Genomic DNA, 17,412 nt, shown 5'->3' with positions numbered 1-17,412 from the left:
CGCGCTGTCGTGGCCGGTCACTGCTGCTCCTCCTCTTTCGGGGCGAGCGCCGAGCGGGCCCGGCGTTTGGCGGCACGGGCACCCCGCTTGGCCAGCCGGGCCGGGGTGATGGCGAGCCGGCCGACCCGGTAGCTGAGCGAACCGCTGAGCAGACCGATCGTCGCCTCGGCCCGGCGCAGCGCCCGTTCCCGCGAGGTGAGCATCTCGTCGGTCCACTTGGCCAGTGCGGCGAGTCGGCTGATCTCCTCGCGTTGGCGCAGCCACGCCTCCCGCAACTGTTGGTAGCTGCGTGTACCGACCGGCGGGTCGGTCGACTCGATGGCGTGCAGCTTGGCGGCGAGGCTGCCCCGGTTGCCGGTGTCCAGCCCGTGCAGTGCCGCGGTGATCGCCACCTCGGCGTCCACCGCCTGCGCCACGGTCTCCCGGGTCAGGTCGTGGCCGGCGAGCCCGCCGAGCACCACGGTCAGTCCCGCCACGTCGAGGGTGGACGACCAGGGGTGGGCGTACCCGCCGGTGAGCAGGCCCGTCGCGAAGCGCCACAGCCCACGGGCCAGCACCACGTCGCGGGGCAGGGCTTTGGTGGCCCGCCAGCTCGGGTCGAGTACCGCGTAGCGCTCTCCGGCGACCACCACGTTGTCGGTGCTGGCCAGCGCGCTCGCTCCGGCGATCCGGCCGTCGTCGTCGGCCTGACCGGCGAGCCAGCCCGCGTACCCGTGCAGCAGCGTGCGCAGCATTGCCAGGTCGCGGCGCAGGGCCGCGTCGAGCAGCAGGGTACGGAGCAGCCGTCCGGACGGCACCGGCCCGGTCAGCGCGCCGGGGTCCCGGTACGCGGCCTCGCGGCTGGCGAACGGCGCGGCGGCCGGCACGCTCGCACTGGCCGGCGCGGTGAACCCCCACCGCCAGCCCGACGGGCCGTCGAACACCTCCAGCACGCCGATCCCGGGCTGCCCGGTCTGCGCCAGCACCGCCGGCAGGTCCCCGTCAGCGGTCGGCGTGGCCGGGTCGTCGGGCCGGACGGGGCGCCGGGCCAGCATCAGCCAGCCCGGCGCGAGGTCGGCGGCGCGCCCGGCGTGCAGCGCGTCCACGGCCAGCCGGGCCGGGTCCTGGAGCACCGGCGCGGTGGTGAACCCCCCCGCGCAGGCGCCGTGCAGCACGGCGTCGAACAGCCCCGACCCGGCGTCCCGGTCGAGCTGGTCGGCGTCGAGCAGCGCCGTGGCGGCGCCGGCGGTGGGGTACGCGGCCCAGCACGCGGTCGGCCGCAGTCCGGCCCCGGTGAGCCGCTCGCGCAGCTGCTCCCGGTTGGCGGGGTGCGCCCGGTCCAGGACCCCGCCGACCACCCAGGCGGAGTCGTTCCGGTCGGCGTACCAGGGAGAGGTGGCGACCAGCCGGTGCAGCCCGAGCGGGTTGTCCAGTCGCAGCAACAGCGCGCCACCCGGCCGTACCGCGGCGACCAGGCGCGCCAGCACCCCGTCCCAGCCGAACCGGGTGCCCTCCACCGACTCCACCGGGTCGAGCCCGGCGGCGGCGATCACCACGTCGTACGTCTCGTCGTCGGTCAGCCCGGCCGGGCCACCCACCACCACGCGGGCGGCCCGCTGGGCCAGCGCCACCGCGTCCGGGTGGCTGCGCAGCAGGCAGGTCACCTCGGCGTGGGCGAGCCGATCGAGCAGCGCCGGGTCGTGCGGCCCGGCCAGCAGGACCCGGGCACCGGCCGGCACGATCCGGGCGGCCAGCGCGGCCAGCGGCCCTCCGTCGGCCAACCGCTCCTTCGGCAGGTCGGACCAGGCCAGCATCTCGCCGCCCGGCAGGGTGATCCGGCCGGCGGGTGCCGTCTCAGTCGTCACGGTCTTCCTCTTCCTCCTGGAGCGTCGCCCAACCGAGCAGCTCGCGCAGCTCGGCCGGCGTGCAGCGGTGATCCGTGCCCAGCTCGGCGCGGGCGATCTCGACCGCGGTGGGCAGGTCGACCGCGGCGCCGTGCAACTCCGGCCACTGCCGCCGGATGCGGGCGGTCCCGCCGAAGGTCGGGTCCTCATTGGACAGGATCATCGGGTCGCCGTAGACCGCTGGTTCGCAGCCGGCCGCGATGCCGTAGAAGATGGCGCTGGTCAGCCGGTTTGACGCTACCCGACGGTGCCGGCGCAGCTCGGTCAGCTGATTGTCGAGGAACTCCGGGTTGGTGTCCTTCCACCAGTGCCCCCGGTAGCCGTGGCAGATCACCCGGAACCCGGCGCGTTCGTAGAGGCGGCGGACGTGGCGCATCCGGTACTCGTGCCAGTAGAGGCAGACCGTGACGGGGCCGGGTTCGGTGTCCTGGATGCGGGCGATCAGCGCCCGGTGGTCACCCTTGACGTGCTGGCCCTCCCAGCCGTGGAAGGGGTACCAGATGGTGCCCTCCCGCTCCTCGGCGGGCGGCTCCTCGGGCCGCATGGCCAGCAGGTACACGAACGGAGCGCCGATCACGACCACGTTGCGCCGCCCCACCGACCAGGCCCGGCGGCGGGTCTGCTCCGACCAGAGCAGGCTCGGGGTGCGCTCGGCGTACGGATGGCCGGGGGCCAGGCCGTCGCCGATGTTCCAGCCGTGCTGCACGTACCCGTTGATCCGGGGTGGGTGCCGGTCGCCGAGGCCGGCGTACCGGGCCAGCACGTGAGCGTGGCCGTAGAAGTGGTTGGCGTGGTGCATCAGGTTCCCATCAGGCGGCGGAACGCACCGAGCCGGCCCGTAGGGCCGCGACCAGCGCGTCGATGACGCGGTCCTGGTCGGCGTCGCTGAGTCCCGGGTAGAGCGGCAGCGACAGCTGCTGAGAGTAGAACGACTCGGCCACCGGGCAGGATCCGCGCCGGTAACCCAGGTCGGCGAAGGCCGGGTGCCAGTGCACGGGGACGTAGTTCACCTGGACGCCAATGCCGGCGGCGCGCATCCGGTCGTACACCTCGCGGCGGCGTCCGTCGAGCACCCGGATCGGGTAGAGGTGCCAGGCGGGTCGGGCCCACGCCCGCCGGCCCGGCAGCCGGACGCCCGGCAGGTCGGCGAGGGCCTCGTCGTAGCGGGCCACCAGCCGGTCCCGGCGGGCCAGGAACTCGCCGAGCCGCCGCAGCTGGCTACGGCCCAGCGCGCAGAGCACGTCCGGCAGCCGGTAGTTCAGCCCGAACTCGTGCACCTCCTGGTGCCAGCCGCCCTCGTCCGGCCACCGTTGCTCGTCGCGCTCCCGGACCAGGCCGATGTTGCGGAACCGGCGGGCCCGCTTCAGCAGCTCCGGGTGCGGGGTCACCACCGCGCCGCCCTCGGCGGTGGTGAGGTTCTTGGTGGGGAAGAACGACAGCGTGGTCAGGTCGGCCAGCGACCCGACCGGCCGGTCCTTGTAGCTGGCTCCGATGGAGTGCGCCGCGTCCGCGAGCAGCAGCGCGTCGTGCCCGCCCAGCGCGGTGCGCAGCGCGTCGTAGTCGGCCGGGTGGCCGGCGTAGTCGACGGCGGACACCACCCGGGTACGCGCGGTGGTCGCGGCGGCAGCCGCCGCCGGGTCGAGGGTGAAGGTGTCCTCCTCGACGTCGGCGAACACGATCTTCGCGCCGAGCGCGACGGCGCTGCTGGCGGTCGCCACGAACGTCATCGGCGGCACGATCACCTCGTCTCCGGGGCCGACGCCGGCCGCCGCGTACGCCACGTGCAGCGCCGCGGTGCCGTTGGAGACGGTGGCGCAGCCCGCGCCGCCGGTCCAGCCGGCGAGGTCGGCCTCGAACGCCTCGACCTGCGGTCCGGTGGTGAGCCAGTCGCCGCGCAGCACGCCGGCCACGGCCGCGATGTCGTCCTCGGTGACGGAGTGCCGGCCGTACGGGAGCATCCCCGTCATGCGGTGAGGCCGAGCATGTCGCGCAGTTGGTCGACGCTGAGCCACTCGTCGTTGGTGTCCGACTGGTACGCGAAGCCGTCCGGCACCGGCTCGCAGTCGACCGGCGGCTGGTAGCCCCAGCCGGCGATGGTCGGCTGGACGATGAACCGGTCCTTGGCGCGCAGCGTCCGGCGGCTGTCGTCCGGCGCGATCATCTCCTCGTGCAGCTTCTCGCCGGGCCGGATGCCGATCTCGTGCGTGGTGGCCTCCGGGGCGACCGCCTCGACCAGGTCGAGGATCCGCATGCTGGGGATCCTCGGCACGAACAGCTCCCCGCCCTGCATCTGGTCGAACGAGTCCATGACGAACTGGACGGCCTGCTCCAGCGTGATCCAGAAACGGGTCATCCGCTTGTCGGTGATCGGCAGGCTCTTGCCCTCGGCGGCCAGCCGGCTGAACAGCGGGACCACCGAGCCACGGCTGCCGACCACGTTGCCGTAGCGGACCACCGCGAACCGGGTCGGGTGGTGGGCGGCGTAGTGGTTGGCCGAGACGAACAGCTTGTCGCCGACCAGCTTGGTCGCGCCGTACAGGTTGATCGGGCTGGACGCCTTGTCGGTGGAGAGCGCGATGACCTTCCGGACGCCGGCCTCGATCGCGGCGTCGACCACGTGCTGCGATCCGGTGATGTTGGTGGCGATGTACTCGGAGGGGTTGTACTCCGCCGTGTCCACCTGCTTGAGGGCGGCGGCGTGCACGACGTGCTCCACGCCGTGCATCGCCCGGGTGAGGCGGTGCCGGTCCCGGATGTCGCCGATGAACCAGCGCAGCCGGGGGTCGTCACCGAGCTGCTGGCGCAGCTCGTACTGCTTGAGCTCGTCGCGGGAGAACACCACCACCCGGGCGGGGTCGGCTTCGGTGAGGATGTGCCGCAGGAAGGTCCTGCCGAAGGAACCCGTTCCCCCGGTGATCAGAATGGACGATCCATTCAACTCACTCAATTTGGTGCTCCCGTGTTCGTGGATGAACGGGCGGCCCTCGGCCGGCCGACCGGGGTGAGACGCTAACCAGGGCGGGTTAACGGGCCGGCGCTCCCGGGTTAACCCCGCCCCCTGCCCCCGTGAATGCCGGGCACCGGGCAGACGAACACTTCCGGCCACCCGCCAAGCGGGCTGACCAGGCCCGATCGGGCCGTTACAGTGGCCGCGCGAGCGACCCGGCCGCCCCTGCGCGCCGCTGGTATCCGCGTTCACCCGACATTCGCACCACCCCGGTTCGAGCGGGCCACCCCGAGCGTCAGCGGCGTGCCCGCCGGCCCGCGTGGCCCCGGTGCGGCCGGCAATTCAGGAGGCGTCGATGGCATCCGGCAGCCACGTGATGGAACGCCCGGCTGACCCGGTCGAGACACGACCGGCCATACCCGCACGGCGTTGGCTGGTGCCGCTGCTGCTGCTCGTCGGATGGGTGCTCAGCGTGGCCTGGCGGATGTGGCTGTCCCGTCACATCGTGCTGCCGATCGCGCACACCGACGAGGACAGCTACCTGAACACCGCCCGCGCGCTGGCCGGCGGGCCGGGCGGGTTCAGCAGCGAGAACGGCCTGCTGCGCCGGGTCGGCTACCCGATGCTGATCTCGCCCGCGTTCCTCGGGGACCGGGACTTCAGCGACAGCTACCGGCTCGTCCAGCTGATCAACGCGATGGTGAACTCGACGCTGCTGCCGCTGGCGTACCTGCTCGGCCGGCGACTGCTCCAGCTGCGCCGGTCGTACGCCCTGCTCGGGGCGGTGGTGGCGGCGACCCTGCCGGCCACCGCCTTCTACGCCGGTGTCGCGATGATCGACTCGGTGATGGCGCCACTGGTGATCGCCTGGCTGCTCGCCGTGCACCGCTGGATCGAACGGCCCGGCCCGCTCGCCGCGGCAACCGTCGGCCTGCTGGTCGGCGCGTTCCACCTCCTGCACTCCCGCGGCCTGGTGATCGTGGCGGTGCACATCGGGCTGGTGCTGCTGCTGCTGATCCGCCGCCGGATCACCCCGACCGTGATGCTCGCGGCGCTGCTGCCGGTGCTCGCCCTTGCGCTGGTCAACGAGGCCGGTATCCGACTGCTCGGGGACAAGGTCTACCTGCTCGGCAACACCCCGGGCGGCAGCATGGTCGATGCGGTCTCCTCCGCCGCGGGTGTGGTCCGGGTCGGCGCGGCGGTCACCACCCAGCTCTGGTACCTCGTGGTCATCACGTTCGGGATGGCCGGGGTGGCCTGGGCGGCCGCCGTCCGGGAGCTGTGGCGGCCCCGGCGCGGCGACGCCACCCGCTGGACGATGGGCGTGGCGCTGGTGGTGAGCGTCGGAGTGGCCAGCGGGGCGTCGTTGATCCTGGCCGGCATCACCGGAAAGCCGCTGGACGCGATCTACGGCCGCTACGTGCAGATGTTGGCCCCGTTCTGGCTGCTGGTCGGGCTCGGGGTGCTGCTCACCGCCGGGCGCCGGGTGGTGCTGCGCCGGGCTGCCGTCGCGGTGGCGCTGCTGATCGCCGGCGGCGCCCTGATCGCCGTCCGCCTCGCGTACGTGGCCAGCCGGGGGCACTCGCTGCGCTACGGCGGCTTCGGCGCGCCGGACCTGATGGCGCTGACCGGCGGCTGGCGGGAGATGCGGCCGGTCGTCGCGTCGCTGATCGGCATCGCCGGCTGCGTGTTGCTCGTCGCCGCGGTCCAGGTGCCCCGGCTGCGGCTGCCGCTGCTCGGGGCGCTGGTGGTGGTCAACCTCGTGACCATGCAGGTGATCGACCAGCGGTTGGTGCGGCCGATGGTGGCCAGCAGCGCGCCGACGCCCTGGGTGGCCGACGTCGGGGTGCGGCCCGGCGAGCGGGTGTGGGCCTCCACCGGCGTCCAGTACATCCACCGGTTCAACCTCAGCCACCAGGTGACCTGGACCGACGTGCGGTGGTTCCAGGAGCAGCCGCCGGACACGGCTCAGGTGGTGTTCGCCCGCTGGGCGCCCGGCCAACCCGACGACTGGGACGGCGCGAAGTACGGCTTCGTGCGGCTCGGTGGCAACGTGCGTCAGCACTGGGCGGCCTGGCGGCGGGCCTGACCCGCACCGCCCCGCGTCCGGTGGACATCAATTTTCGTGAACGGGGGATGTCCACCGGACGCACGGCCGGTTAATGGTGCCGGGCCAGTGCGGAAATGCTCGCCGTAATCAGCGCTGGCGGCGGTCCGCCCGGTTCAGGGAAATCGGGATTACGGTGATTTCCCGACCATCGGACAGCTCCTGTCGGGGGGTGCCCTCGACAAATCGGAAACGCCGGTTCATCTGCCGTACGACGGTGTTGTGCGCGAGCACCTCGCCGTCGAGTCGGTCCAGGTGCAGCCCGTCGAAGGCGTACTCGACGGCCTCCCGCATGACCGCCAGCCAGGCGGGCAGCGTCTCGCCCCGCTCGGCCAGCCCGTCAGCGTCCAGATAGAAGCCCCAGGCGCCGGTCCGGGGGCCGTCCAGGCGCAGGTCGAAGAAGGTGACCACGCCGCAGGGCAGGTCCTCGCGGACGTACACCAGCACCCGCCGGGACGGGTCGTCACGGACCGCCGACCACCACCGGGCGTGCTCGTCGGCGGTGATTTCGTGGCTGGTCTTGCTGACCTGACGGTTGGTTTCCTGATTACGCCAGGACAACATCAGGTGAACGTCTTCCGTCGTCGCTTCGCGCAGCACGTGCTCTCACTTTCCTTACTGTTCACGTCCGGTCCCGGCACCCTACCCGGGCGCACCGGGAAATCAGATATCTATTCGCGGGGCTGTAGACTCCGGCGCATGAAGGAATTGAGTCGCGCGCAGATCCGCGACCTCATGGCTCAGGTGCTGAAGAACCAGGACAAGGAGCTGCCCGCCGACGACGCGGCGCAGTTGCGGGAGATCGGCTTCCGGTCGCTGGACTTCTCCGAGCTGGCCCTGCGGGTGGAGGACGAGACGGGGGAGGAGCTCAACTTCGACGCCCCCGGCCTGCGCCGCATCGCCACCGTCGGGGACGTCCTCGACTTCCTCGTCGAGCTCCAGCAGCAGTGACCGTCGCGCCACCCCGCCCCCCGACCGCCGCGCCCCCGGAACCGGCCGGCGTCGACAACCGGCTCGTCGTCGGCGGCGCCGCGCTGACCTGGCGGACGCTGCCGACGCCGGTGCTACCGGACCCCGCCGCGGTGCTCGCCCACTCCGCCGGTCACGCGCTCGCCGCCGCGCGGCAGCACGCCGTGCACGGCACCGAGCTGCTGCTCAGCGCCGCGAGCCGGGTCGACGCGACGATGCGCGCGGAGCTGCTGGACGCCGGGTTCACCGTGACCGTCCTCGACGACGACGGCGACCACCCGAGCGCGCCGCCCCAGCCGCGCGCCGCCGAACCCGGCCGGCTCTGGCTGCTGACCTCGGGCTCGACCGGCCGTCCCAAGCGGGTCGGGCACACCCTCGACACGCTGACCACCGTGCGGGCCGACCAGCCGGAGCGGACCTGGCTCTGTCCCTACGCCCCCGGCACGTACGCCTGGTGGCAGGTGGTCACCCTGTCGCTGACCCAGCCCGGTCAGCACCTCGTGGTGGTCGAGCCGGAGGAGCTGGACGACTGGCCCGCGGTCGCCGCGGCGCACGGGGTCGACGCCGCGTCCGGTACGCCGACCTTCTGGCGCCGCACCCTGCACCGGGACGCCGCCGCGCTTGCCCGGGTGCCGCTGCGCCAGATCACCCTCGGCGGGGAGCCGGTGGACCAGGCGATCCTGGACCAACTGCGGGAGGTCTTTCCCACCGCCCGGATCTCCTGGATCTACGCGTCTTCCGAGGTGGGCGCGTCCATCGTGGTGCACGACGGGCGGGCCGGGTTCCCGGTCGGCTGGCTGGACCGGGAGGCTCCCGGCCGGCCGACTCTCTCCGTCCGCGACGACGAGCTGATCGTCACCTCGCCGTACCACGGTGCCGGGCTGGGCGGCCCGGTCCGCACCGGGGACCGGGTGCAGGTGGTCGACGAGCGGGTGCTGATCACCGGCCGCCTGGACTCCGACGAGATCAACGTCGGTGGCAGCAAGGTCTCCGCCGGTGTGGTCCGCGGTGTGCTGGCTGGGCACCCCGCGGTGGCCTGGGCCCGGGTCACCGGCCGCCGCGCCCCGGTGCTCGGCCGGATGGTGGTCGCCGAGGTGGTCCTCGTCCCCACTGACCCGTCCGACCGCCCCGCCGACCCGTCCGGCCAGCCCGTTGCCAGCGTGCCGGACGAGGCCGCGCTGGTTCGCTGGTGTGCCAACCGGCTGCCCGAGCACGCGGTGCCGCGCCGGATCCGCGTGCTGACCGAAATTCCCGTCAAGGAGACCCTGAAGAGCGATGTCTGACCTCGCCGACACCCAGTTCGTTCCGCCCAGCTCCGTGGTCCTCGTCTCCGGCGGCTCCCGGGGGCTGGGCCTGGCCATCGTCACCGACCTGCTCGACCAGGGCGTACGGGTGGCGGCGTTCGCCCGCACGGTCACTCCGGAGCTGGCGAAGCTCGCCGCCGAGCACCCCGACCGGGTGCACGTCGGCTCGGTGGACGTCACCGACCTGCACGCCGCTCACGGCTTCGTCCGTGAGGTGGAGCAACGCCTCGGCCCGATCGACGGGATCGTCAACAACGCCGCCGTCGGGCAGGACTCCCTGCACGTACACACGGCCACCGACGACATCGCGCGGATCATCGAGACCAACCTGACCGCCCCGCTCCAGCTGACCCGGTTGGTGGTCCGGCGGATGCTCGGCAAGGGGCTGCGCGGGCGGATCGTCAACATCACCTCGATCTGCGCACAGCGCGGCTTCCCGGGCCTGGTCGCGTACTCGGCCACGAAGGGCGGCATGGACGCCGCCACCCGCTCGCTCGCCCGGGAGTTGGGCGGCCGGATGCTGGTCAACGCGGTCGCTCCCGGCTTCTTCGCCTCGGAGATGTCCGCCGTGCTCGGCCCGACCCAGCTCGACCAGATCGTGCGACGCACCCCGACCGGCCACCTGACCGAGCCGGTGGAGGTCGTACCCGTGGTCCGGATGCTGCTCCAAGCGCAGACGAACATCAACGGCCAGGTCATCGTGGTGGACGGTGCCGCCTCCATCTGACCTGGACCCGGTCGTCCGGCCCCGCCCGGTGCCGGCGCTGCTCGCCGCCGCCGAGCGGTACCTGCGGGTGGTCGTCGACGCGGGGCAGGTGGCCGACGCGGCGACCCGCAGCCACCTTGACGACGGCCGCTGCGTGGGCTGGTACGGGCCGCCGACGGCCGGTTGGCGGGTCGCGGTCGACGCGGAGCGCGCCGACGCCCCGGTCCCCCCGGCGCTGGCCCGCCGGTTCGGCACGGCGGACTTCTGGGCCCGGTGGACCCGGGCCGAGTGCTGCTGCAAGCTGGCCGACGTGCCGGTTGCGCTCTGGTGGCGTCGCTACGGGCTGGGTACGCCGGCCGACGGAGCGGCGGTCTGGCGCACCCTGCGGGTCGCCGACCTGGTAGTCACGGTCGGCTTCGCCCCAGGGTCTGACTTGGCCCCGGGGGTCTGACTTGGCCCCGGGTTCTGGCATCGACCTGGGTTCTGGCATCGCACTCTCGATGGGCCGGGGTCGCTCCTGCTTCTGACGGCCACCGTGCTGCCGATGTCGCGCGTGCCTGTCGAGCTGCCCCACATCTGGGGCGCTCGCCACTGTCAGGTTCGCCGACGAGTGGACGGTGTTCGCCTCCGTCGGGTTGTCGCGACGGGTGGGTGGTGGTCGCTTCCGTCGGGTTGTCGCGATGGGTGGGTGGTGGTCGCTTCCGTCGGGTTGTCGCGATGGGTGGGTGGTGGTCGCTTCCGTCGGGTTGCGGCGATGGGTGGGTGGTGGTCGCTTCCGTCGGGTTGCGGCGATGGGTGGGTGGTGGTCGCTTCCGTCGGGTTGCGGCGATGGGTGGGTGGTGGTCGCTTCCGTCGGGTTGCGGCGATGGGTGGGTGGTGGTCGCTTCCGTCGGGTTGCGGCGATGGGTGGGTGGTGGTCGCTTCCGTCGGGTTGCGGCGATGGGTGGGTGGTGGTCGCTTCCGTCGGGTTGCGGCGATGGGTGGGTGGTGGTCGCTTCCGTCGGGTTGCGGCGATGGGTGGGTGGTGGTCGCTTCCGTCGGGTTGCGGCGATGGGTGGGTGGTGGTCGCTTCCGTCGGGTTGCGGCGATGGCTGGGTGGTGGTCGCTTCCGTCGGGTTGCCGCGATGGCTGGGTGGTGGTCGCCTTCGTCGGGTTGCCGCGATGGCTGGGCGGTGGTCGCCTTCGTCGGGTTGCCCCCGACGGGTGGGCGGTGGTCGCTGCCGTGAGGGCCGCCTAGAAGCGGCCGTGTTCGCCTCCGTCGGGGTGCTCCACGAATGGGCGGTGCTCGCTGCCATCAACACTGCCCAGAAGTGGTCGGTGCGTGCGACCGTCGGGGCTGCCCCGTCGATGGGCGGTGCTCGCCGCCGTCAGAGCCGCCCCATATTTGGGGCAGCTCGACAGGGACGCAACGGTGGTCGCCCACCCCCGCCCCGCCCTGCTCGCCAACGCCGGGCTGCCCCGCGGCGGCGCATGCCGGCCCGAGCCCGAGCCGGGCCCGAGCCGAGCCGGGCTGGAGCGAGTTGAGCCTCGGGCCGAGCTGAGCCGGGGACGGGGGACCGGGGGACGAGCTGAGCCGGGTTCGGGGCCGGGTCGACGGTCAGATGAGGTCCCAGCTGAGCGGGGTGCCGCGCGGGACGTCGGTGGTGAAGGTGCGGTCCAGGACCCGGTCGATCTCCACCGGGGCCAGCCCGCCCGCCGGTCGGATGGATCGGACGTTGCGCGCCGTGACGGGGTCGCCGGCCCGCACGTCCTCGACCACGAAGAGCGAGCGACGGAACCGCAGTCCCTCCCGCTCGGCCGGCGTCGGGCCGATTGCGGTGCCGCCCAGCGCCGCGTACGCCCGGCCCGACTCGGCGACCAGGGCCGTCAGCTCCGTCGGGTTCAGCGAAAAGTCGGAGTCCACGCCGCCGTCAGCCCGGTCCAGCGTCACGTGCTTCTCGATGAAGCAGGCGCCCAGCGCCACCGAGGCGACCGCCACTCCGATGCCGGGGGTGTGGTCGGAGAGCCCGACCGGCACGTCGAACGCGCCGGCCAGCACCGGCAGCCGGCGCAGGTTGCTGTCGGCCGGCGGCGCCGGGTAGGAGGCGGTGCAGGCCAGCAGCACGATGCCCGCCGCGCCACCGTCCCGGGCGGTCCGCACGGCCGCGTCGATCTCGGCCACCGTCGCCATCCCGGTGGAGATCACCATCGGCTTGCCGGTGCTGGCCACCAACCGGATCAGCGGTAGGTCGACCAGCTCCGACGAAGCGATCTTGTACGCCGGCGCGTCCAGCGACTCCAGCAGCTCCACGGCGGTCGCGTCGAACGGTGACGAGAAGACGGTCAGACCGCGCGCGCGGGCCCGCTCGAAGATCGGGGCGTGCCACTCGTACGGGGTGTGTGCCCGCTCGTAGAGGCGGTACAGGTTCTCCCCGCCCCACAGCTCGTGCCCGCTGGAGATGCGGAACGCCGGGGTGTCGACGTCGATCGTGATCGTGTCCGGCCGGTAGGTCTGGAGTTTGAGGGCGTGCGCCCCACTCTCGGCCACCGCGTCGACGATGGCCAGCGCCCGGTCCAGGTCGCCGTTGTGGTTACCGGACATCTCGGCGACCACGAAGGGTCGCTCCCCGGCACCGACCGCGTGCGGTCCGATCTTGATTGTCGCCGTCATTCCGACCTCTGCTCAGGTACGCCCGCACCAAGGTGCGGTGGTGCTGTCGTCGTCCACCCGGCGGGCGGAAGACCTGAAAAACCAGGGCGCCGGCAGCCGACCCGGCTCCCGGCGTGGTGTGCGGTGGAGGTGGTCACGGCAGGCGGCGCCCGACCAGCGCGTCGCCCCGGTCCAGCTCCGCGTCGCCGACCGCGAGCCCGCCGCCCGTCCCCGTCGCGGACTCGGCCGGTCGGCTCGGATCCTCGTCGGCGACGGCCGGCCGGGCACCGTTGTCGGCGCCCCCCGCAGGGCCGGACCGGCGCAGCCGGCCCGCGACCCGGTGCGCCTGCCGCAGCGCCGAGTACGCCAGGTAGTCACCGCGACCGACCAGGCGATGCTTGAGCCCGGCCACGCCCGGTGGCACGGGGTAGCCACCGGTGGGCAGGTAGCGGCGGTAGTGCTCGGCCACCCGGTGGAAGAAGGCCCGCCGCAGGTGCGGGTGCAGCCGATCGTCGTTGCCGACCACCACCAGAAGGTGACTGATCATCAGCTCGAACAGCTCGGCCCGCAACTGCTCGTCCGGGTGCCGCAGGCGCAGCCAGTCCATCAGCCGCTCGTACTGGGCGAACGCGTCGAAATGTCGGCCGCTGCGGGTGGAGGTGATCGCACCCTGCCGACCCTGCCGGTACAGGTAGCAGACCTGGTCCAGCACGGAGATCTTCTCCGCGCCGATCAGCAGCGGGTGGCTGAACGGGATGTCCTCGTACCAGCCGGGGTAGAACCGCAGCTCCAGCTCGTCCAGGAAAGCGCGGCGCACCACCTTGTTCCACGCGGTGTGCTGCACACGCAGCAGCTGCGGCTGGTCGGCCAGGCGGGCCACGCCCGGCATCCCGCGCAGCAGGTGGCTGCTCGCGTCGACCTCACGCCGGCCGTCCTCGTGCACCCGCAGGTGGTCCAGCATCAGGACGTCGGGCTGATGCTGGCGCAGCCGGTCCAGCACCGCCGGGATGGTGCCCGGCGGCAGCCAGTCATCGCTGTCGACGAACCAGACGTACCGGCCGGAGGCCACGTCGAGGCCGGCGTTGCGGGCCAGGCCCAGGCCCACGTTGCTGCCCAGGTGAACGACCCGGACCCCGTCGCGGCCGGCAGCGTACGACCGCAGCATCGCGCCGCAGCCGTCCGGGGAGGCGTCGTCGACGGCGATCAGCTCGACCGCGCCCGCCTCGCTCGCCGGTACGTCGGCCCGGATCGATTCAAGGCACTGGTACAGGTACGCCTCGACGCCGTACACGGGCACGACGATGCTCAGCAGCGGTGCGTGCGTCGGCTCATTGACCACGCCGCCACCTTCGACGGTCCGGGTGGCCGGCCTCGGAACCTGACGTGGCCGACGAAGGTGGAATCCCTGAACTCCCGCGGAGCGGAAGGTTAACGCCGGCCGCCCCGCGGGGCCCGGAGCCGGGGCGCCGGGACGGTCCGCCGCGCGCCCGCCACCCGTGGGACACGTCCGATTCACCCTGGAGTAACCCGGTAGGGTGCCCCGGTGCGGCCCTGCCGGGCCGCCGCGGGCGTCGCCGTTGCGCCGTCCGACGCCGCGCCGAGGAGGAGACGCACGTGCTGGTGATCCTGCGGAGCGCCGGGACCTCGGCATGACGAGCACCGTCGCCGAGCCGGAGGTCCGGCCCGCACCCGTCCCGGCCCGGCTGCCCTCGCTGACCGGGCTGCGCTGGATCGCCGCGTTGCTGGTGTTCGGCTTCCACGCCGGCACCATGCGGATCATCGCGGAGCCGGACTACAAGGCCGTGGTCGACGTCCTGTTCACCCTCGGCCTGTCCGGGGTGCAGTTCTTCTTCATTCTCAGTGGCTTCGTACTGGTCTGGTCGGCCCGCCCCGGCGACTCCCGGCGGAGCTTCTGGCGGCGCCGGGTCGCCAAGATCTATCCGAACCACCTGGTGCTGTGGGCGGCGGCGCTGCTGGTCGCCTGGTGGTTCGCCGATCCGGTGCTGCCGGCCGCCGCGCTGGAGAACCTGCTGCTGCTGCAGGCCTGGGACCCCCGGCCGGGTTGGTTCTACAGCATCAACACGGTGAGCTGGTCACTGTCCTGCGAGTTCTTCTTCTACCTCTGCCTACCGCTGGCACTGCCGCTGCTACGCCGGTCCCGGCCGGCACTGCTCTGGACGCTGGTCGTCGCGTTGCCGCTGCTGATCCTTGCGCTCTGGCCGGCCCAGCACCTGGTGCCGGAGCCCAGCCGCTGGTGGTTCACCCAGGTCTTCCCGCTGGCGCGGTCGCTGGAGTTCTGGTTGGGCGCGGTGGCGGCCGAGTTGATGCGTCGGGGCCTCTGGCGGGGTCCCGGGTTGACCGGAGCCAGCCTGATCTTCGTGGCCACCTGGGTGGCCGCCGCGCAGTGGATCCGCGCCGAGCTGTGGACCACCCTGCTCGCGGTGGCGTATCTGCTGGTGATCACCGCCGCTGCGGACGCGGACGTGCGGGGGCGACGCTCACCGTGGCGGTCCCGCCCGCTGGTGTGGCTCGGCGAGGTCTCGTTCGCCTTCTACCTGGTGCACGTGCTGGTGATGACGAGCGTGCTGCGCTGGACCGGGGACTGGGGTACCGGCTTCGGCGGCTGGCGCGGCCCGGCGGCGGTGCTCGGCTTCCTCCTGGTGAACCTGATCCTCGCCGGGCTACTGCATCGTTTCGTCGAGACCCCGATGATGCGCAGGCTCACTCCGCGCCGTTCGGCCCGCCCGGCGGTCATTCCTCGACAGCGAGCCGGCGGCACCGAAACCCGCGACGCTGAAGCCAAAGCCGCTGAAGCCCGCGACGCTGAAGCCCGCACCGAGGCCGGCGGGGCGAGTAAAGCTCGCGAGCGATCGACCTACGCCGACTCGCGCTGACAGTGTCCACTCTGGTCGGCGCGGCGCGGGCCGACACGCCCGTCGTCGATGCGCCTGGTCGGCCACGACGGTAGCGTGGGGACGTGCTTTCGGTCGCGCTCACCTGTCCGCTGTGGTGGGTGGCGCGCTGGGCGACACGTGTGCTGACCAGCCTCGCCGTTGTCGCCGCCCTCGCGCTCGGCGCCGGCACGTCGCCCGCCTTGGCCTCCGGGCTGTCGGCGCCGGCATCCGGGCTGTCGGCGTTCAGCCCCGGGTCGGTCGCGCCGTCGGGCCGGCCCGCCCCGATGGATGGCACCGTGCACATGCCGCCGATCGCCGCCGAGGAGGCTGCTGAGCAGCCCAGCCCGACGCGGTCGAGCGACGGGCAGGCAGCGGCCCTCGGTGGCGAGGCCGCTGTCCCCGCCGACGCGGCCCCGGTGCTCGCGGCCGGCGCCGACCGGCTACCTCGCGCGGATGGCCCGGCCAGCCGCGCGCCCCGGGCCCCACCCGGGCGCTGAGCCACCGGGACGAGCGTCCCGCCGCCGCGCCTGTCGACTCATCAGCTCCACACCCGCCGGACCCGTGGCCCCGCCGAAGCCTGGGTGGCCCGTGCGGATCCCCATCGCATCGCTCTCTCCCCGAGGTGCCCACCATGGAGACCGTCGTCTTCTACCAGTTCCTGACCGAGGTGCCGCAGGCCGTCGCCATCTGGTCGGCCCTGTTCCTGCTGGCGCTGACCGTGCTCGCCGTGCTCGTCGCCCGCCCGGAGCGGGACCGGCCGGCGGTCGACCCGACTCCGGCGCCCACCGACCGGGAGGTGGCCGCCGCCGAGGCCGCCGACCTGCGCCGGTACGCCGAGGAGGTGGCCGTCGCGGCGGCCGGCGCGGCGCAGACCGCCCGCCGCCGACGCGCGGACTGGCTGGCCGCTCAGGAGCAGGTGGAACGCGCGTGGGCCGGGTACGACGAGGCGGACACCGCCGCCCGTCGGTTCGCCGGCGCCGCGGCACTGCCCACCCCTCGTACCCCGCGTACCCCCGCCGAGTACGCCGCCCGGGAGCGCTATCTGCATCGCGCGGCGATGGCGGCGTACTGGCGCGGCGACCTGTCCATGGGGCAGCTCGCTGACGTGTTCGGGCAGCGGCACGGCTGGGACCCCCGCCGGCACCCGGTTGAGCAGGAGGTGCTGCTCAACCGGGCGGTCCGGGACGCGAGGCTCGCCGACTACCGGGCCGCCGCCGGGCGGGAACGGTCGGCCTGGCGAGACGCGGAGCTTGCGGCCTCCTCGGCCCGGGCCCTCACCGAGGAGGCGTACGCGGCGGCGGCCCGGCTGCGTCCGAACCCGCTGCCGGCGCGTCGGACGATGACCGCAGTGCTCCGTCCGGCGGCCGCGACGCGCTGGCGGCCGGCCCGGGTTGGCTGAGTCGTCAATTAGGCCGTGAGCCCGGTCACACTCACTCGAAATCGGGCGGACGGCTCGATCGGCAGCATTGTTCCCACGAATTCGAGGCCGTTGCCGACGGCCTGTCCGGTTGTCGCCCGCAGGCGCCGCCGTAACCGGTTGTCCCATCGAGTCGCGTCAGTGGCAATACGCGCAGAAATTGCTGCGACAGTTCAGGTTTACGCAGGTGAACCTGGCTTGGCAGGGTGCGGAGCGGCCAGTAGTGTCGTCCCGTCCGGTGCGGTAACCGATCGCAAGAGGCGACGCCGCGCTGACCCGCTTAATCGTGATCAACGAACCGGGGACCCACCAGTAAGTCCGGGGTGAATCCGCGAGCCACGGCCCGCGGTAGGGCGATCTTCCCGCCCGAATCCGTCAGCTAACCCGGTAGGCGGTGTCGGAAGGAGTTCCATCGTCGTGCAGCAACTCTCGACCTCTCGATTGTTCCCCCGCCTCCACGGCGCCGCGGTACCCCCGCTTATCCGTCCAGTGACGGTGAGCTGACCCCCCGGGTCACCGCCTCTTCCGCCCGGCCGCGCCGGGCATTCCCCTGAGC

At 73.0% G+C, this 17,412-nt stretch carries 15 protein-coding genes and 1 riboswitch; of the genes, 8 read left to right on the top strand and 7 right to left on the bottom strand.

The features are described 5' to 3' along the window. Positions 1-17: 17 nt before the first annotated feature. The 4 genes from OG990_RS19360 to pseB are packed head-to-tail and all read right to left on the bottom strand — an operon-like array spanning position 18 to position 4,830. Positions 18-1,844, bottom strand: a complete 1,827-nt coding sequence (locus OG990_RS19360; protein ID WP_406076572.1) for a class I SAM-dependent methyltransferase — start codon at positions 1,842-1,844, stop codon at positions 18-20. Continuing rightward, complete coding sequence (locus tag OG990_RS19355; RefSeq protein WP_355607399.1) at positions 1,834-2,682, bottom strand: hypothetical protein; 849 nt, start codon at positions 2,680-2,682, stop codon at positions 1,834-1,836. Before OG990_RS19355 ends, OG990_RS19360 begins: the two co-directional genes overlap by 11 nt. A 10-nt stretch (positions 2,683-2,692) precedes the next feature. Beyond that, the gene (locus tag OG990_RS19350; RefSeq protein WP_355607396.1) at positions 2,693-3,850 is read right to left on the bottom strand and encodes an aminotransferase class I/II-fold pyridoxal phosphate-dependent enzyme; all 1,158 of its coding nucleotides are present in this window, start codon (positions 3,848-3,850) and stop codon (positions 2,693-2,695) included. Beyond that, positions 3,847-4,830: a UDP-N-acetylglucosamine 4,6-dehydratase (inverting) gene (gene pseB / locus OG990_RS19345; RefSeq protein ID WP_328425612.1), complete on the bottom strand. Its 984-nt coding sequence runs from the start codon at positions 4,828-4,830 to the stop codon at positions 3,847-3,849. Before pseB ends, OG990_RS19350 begins: the two co-directional genes overlap by 4 nt. Positions 4,831-5,185: 355 nt before the next feature. Between pseB and OG990_RS19340 the strand changes: the two genes are divergently transcribed. Continuing rightward, positions 5,186-6,919: a hypothetical protein gene (locus OG990_RS19340; RefSeq protein WP_406076571.1), complete on the top strand. Its 1,734-nt coding sequence runs from the start codon at positions 5,186-5,188 to the stop codon at positions 6,917-6,919. 108 nt (positions 6,920-7,027) lie between these two features. Here the strand turns inward: OG990_RS19340 and OG990_RS19335 are convergent, their stop codons facing one another. Then, positions 7,028-7,537 carry a GNAT family N-acetyltransferase gene (locus tag OG990_RS19335; RefSeq protein WP_406076570.1) on the bottom strand — a complete coding sequence of 170 codons (510 nt, stop codon included), beginning with the start codon at positions 7,535-7,537 and terminating at the stop codon, positions 7,028-7,030. A 99-nt stretch (positions 7,538-7,636) separates the two neighbouring features. On the opposite strand from OG990_RS19335, the gene OG990_RS19330 reads away from it, so the two are divergent. The 4 genes from OG990_RS19330 to OG990_RS19315 are packed head-to-tail and all read left to right on the top strand — an operon-like array spanning position 7,637 to position 10,367. Next, positions 7,637-7,888, top strand: coding sequence for an acyl carrier protein (locus tag OG990_RS19330; protein WP_328425618.1), 252 nt, complete (start codon positions 7,637-7,639; stop codon positions 7,886-7,888). Continuing rightward, positions 7,885-9,189 carry an AMP-binding protein gene (locus OG990_RS19325; RefSeq protein WP_406076569.1) on the top strand — a complete coding sequence of 435 codons (1,305 nt, stop codon included), beginning with the start codon at positions 7,885-7,887 and terminating at the stop codon, positions 9,187-9,189. Before OG990_RS19330 ends, OG990_RS19325 begins: the two co-directional genes overlap by 4 nt. Beyond that, complete coding sequence (locus OG990_RS19320) at positions 9,182-9,937, top strand: SDR family NAD(P)-dependent oxidoreductase (protein WP_406076567.1); 756 nt, start codon at positions 9,182-9,184, stop codon at positions 9,935-9,937. The genes OG990_RS19325 and OG990_RS19320 overlap by 8 nt, the downstream gene beginning before the upstream one ends. After that, positions 9,921-10,367 carry a hypothetical protein gene (locus OG990_RS19315; protein WP_355607379.1) on the top strand — a complete coding sequence of 149 codons (447 nt, stop codon included), beginning with the start codon at positions 9,921-9,923 and terminating at the stop codon, positions 10,365-10,367. The genes OG990_RS19320 and OG990_RS19315 overlap by 17 nt, the downstream gene beginning before the upstream one ends. Positions 10,368-11,513: 1,146 nt before the next feature. Here the strand turns inward: OG990_RS19315 and pseI are convergent. Together pseI and OG990_RS19305 are read right to left on the bottom strand one after the other, a co-directional pair. Beyond that, positions 11,514-12,566, bottom strand: a complete 1,053-nt coding sequence (gene pseI, locus OG990_RS19310; protein ID WP_406076566.1) for a pseudaminic acid synthase — start codon at positions 12,564-12,566, stop codon at positions 11,514-11,516. A gap of 133 nt (positions 12,567-12,699) precedes the next feature. Continuing rightward, the gene (locus OG990_RS19305) at positions 12,700-13,884 is read right to left on the bottom strand and encodes a glycosyltransferase family 2 protein (RefSeq protein ID WP_406076565.1); all 1,185 of its coding nucleotides are present in this window, start codon (positions 13,882-13,884) and stop codon (positions 12,700-12,702) included. 310 nt (positions 13,885-14,194) lie between these two features. Here OG990_RS19305 and OG990_RS19300 point away from each other — a divergent pair, with 310 nt between their 5' ends. The 3 genes from OG990_RS19300 (at position 14,195) to OG990_RS19290 (ending at position 16,838) form a co-directional block, all read left to right on the top strand. Continuing rightward, positions 14,195-15,439 (top strand): acyltransferase family protein, encoded by a 1,245-nt coding sequence (locus OG990_RS19300; protein WP_406076563.1) that lies wholly within the window; start codon positions 14,195-14,197, stop codon positions 15,437-15,439. A gap of 83 nt (positions 15,440-15,522) precedes the next feature. Beyond that, entirely contained in the window at positions 15,523-15,936 is a 414-nt protein-coding gene (locus OG990_RS19295; protein ID WP_406076561.1) for a hypothetical protein, read from the top strand. Between the two features lie 134 nt (positions 15,937-16,070). After that, positions 16,071-16,838, top strand: a complete 768-nt coding sequence (locus OG990_RS19290) for a hypothetical protein (RefSeq protein WP_406076559.1) — start codon at positions 16,071-16,073, stop codon at positions 16,836-16,838. A gap of 285 nt (positions 16,839-17,123) precedes the next feature. Beyond that, a riboswitch (cyclic di-AMP (ydaO/yuaA leader) is annotated at positions 17,124-17,265 on the top strand. The last annotated feature ends 147 nt before the right edge of the window (positions 17,266-17,412 follow it).

This window comes from Micromonospora sp. NBC_00858 (assembly GCF_045207365.1).
Classification (GTDB): domain Bacteria; phylum Actinomycetota; class Actinomycetes; order Mycobacteriales; family Micromonosporaceae; genus Micromonospora.
This window is presented reverse-complemented; position numbering and strand designations above follow the sequence as displayed.

What these genes read in the sequence shown, in the direction of transcription:
- OG990_RS19340 (WP_406076571.1), top strand. Translation starts at nt 5,186, where the DNA reads ATGGCATCCGGCAGCCACGTGATGGAACGCCCGGCTGACCCGGTCGAG.
- pseI (WP_406076566.1), bottom strand. Translation starts at nt 12,566, where the DNA reads ATGACGGCGACAATCAAGATCGGACCGCACGCGGTCGGTGCCGGGGAG.
- OG990_RS19320 (WP_406076567.1), top strand. Translation starts at nt 9,182, where the DNA reads ATGTCTGACCTCGCCGACACCCAGTTCGTTCCGCCCAGCTCCGTGGTC.
- OG990_RS19355 (WP_355607399.1), bottom strand. Translation starts at nt 2,682, where the DNA reads ATGCACCACGCCAACCACTTCTACGGCCACGCTCACGTGCTGGCCCGG.
- OG990_RS19350 (WP_355607396.1), bottom strand. Translation starts at nt 3,850, where the DNA reads ATGACGGGGATGCTCCCGTACGGCCGGCACTCCGTCACCGAGGACGAC.
- OG990_RS19290 (WP_406076559.1), top strand. Translation starts at nt 16,071, where the DNA reads ATGGAGACCGTCGTCTTCTACCAGTTCCTGACCGAGGTGCCGCAGGCC.
- OG990_RS19300 (WP_406076563.1), top strand. Translation starts at nt 14,195, where the DNA reads ATGACGAGCACCGTCGCCGAGCCGGAGGTCCGGCCCGCACCCGTCCCG.
- OG990_RS19330 (WP_328425618.1), top strand. Translation starts at nt 7,637, where the DNA reads ATGAAGGAATTGAGTCGCGCGCAGATCCGCGACCTCATGGCTCAGGTG.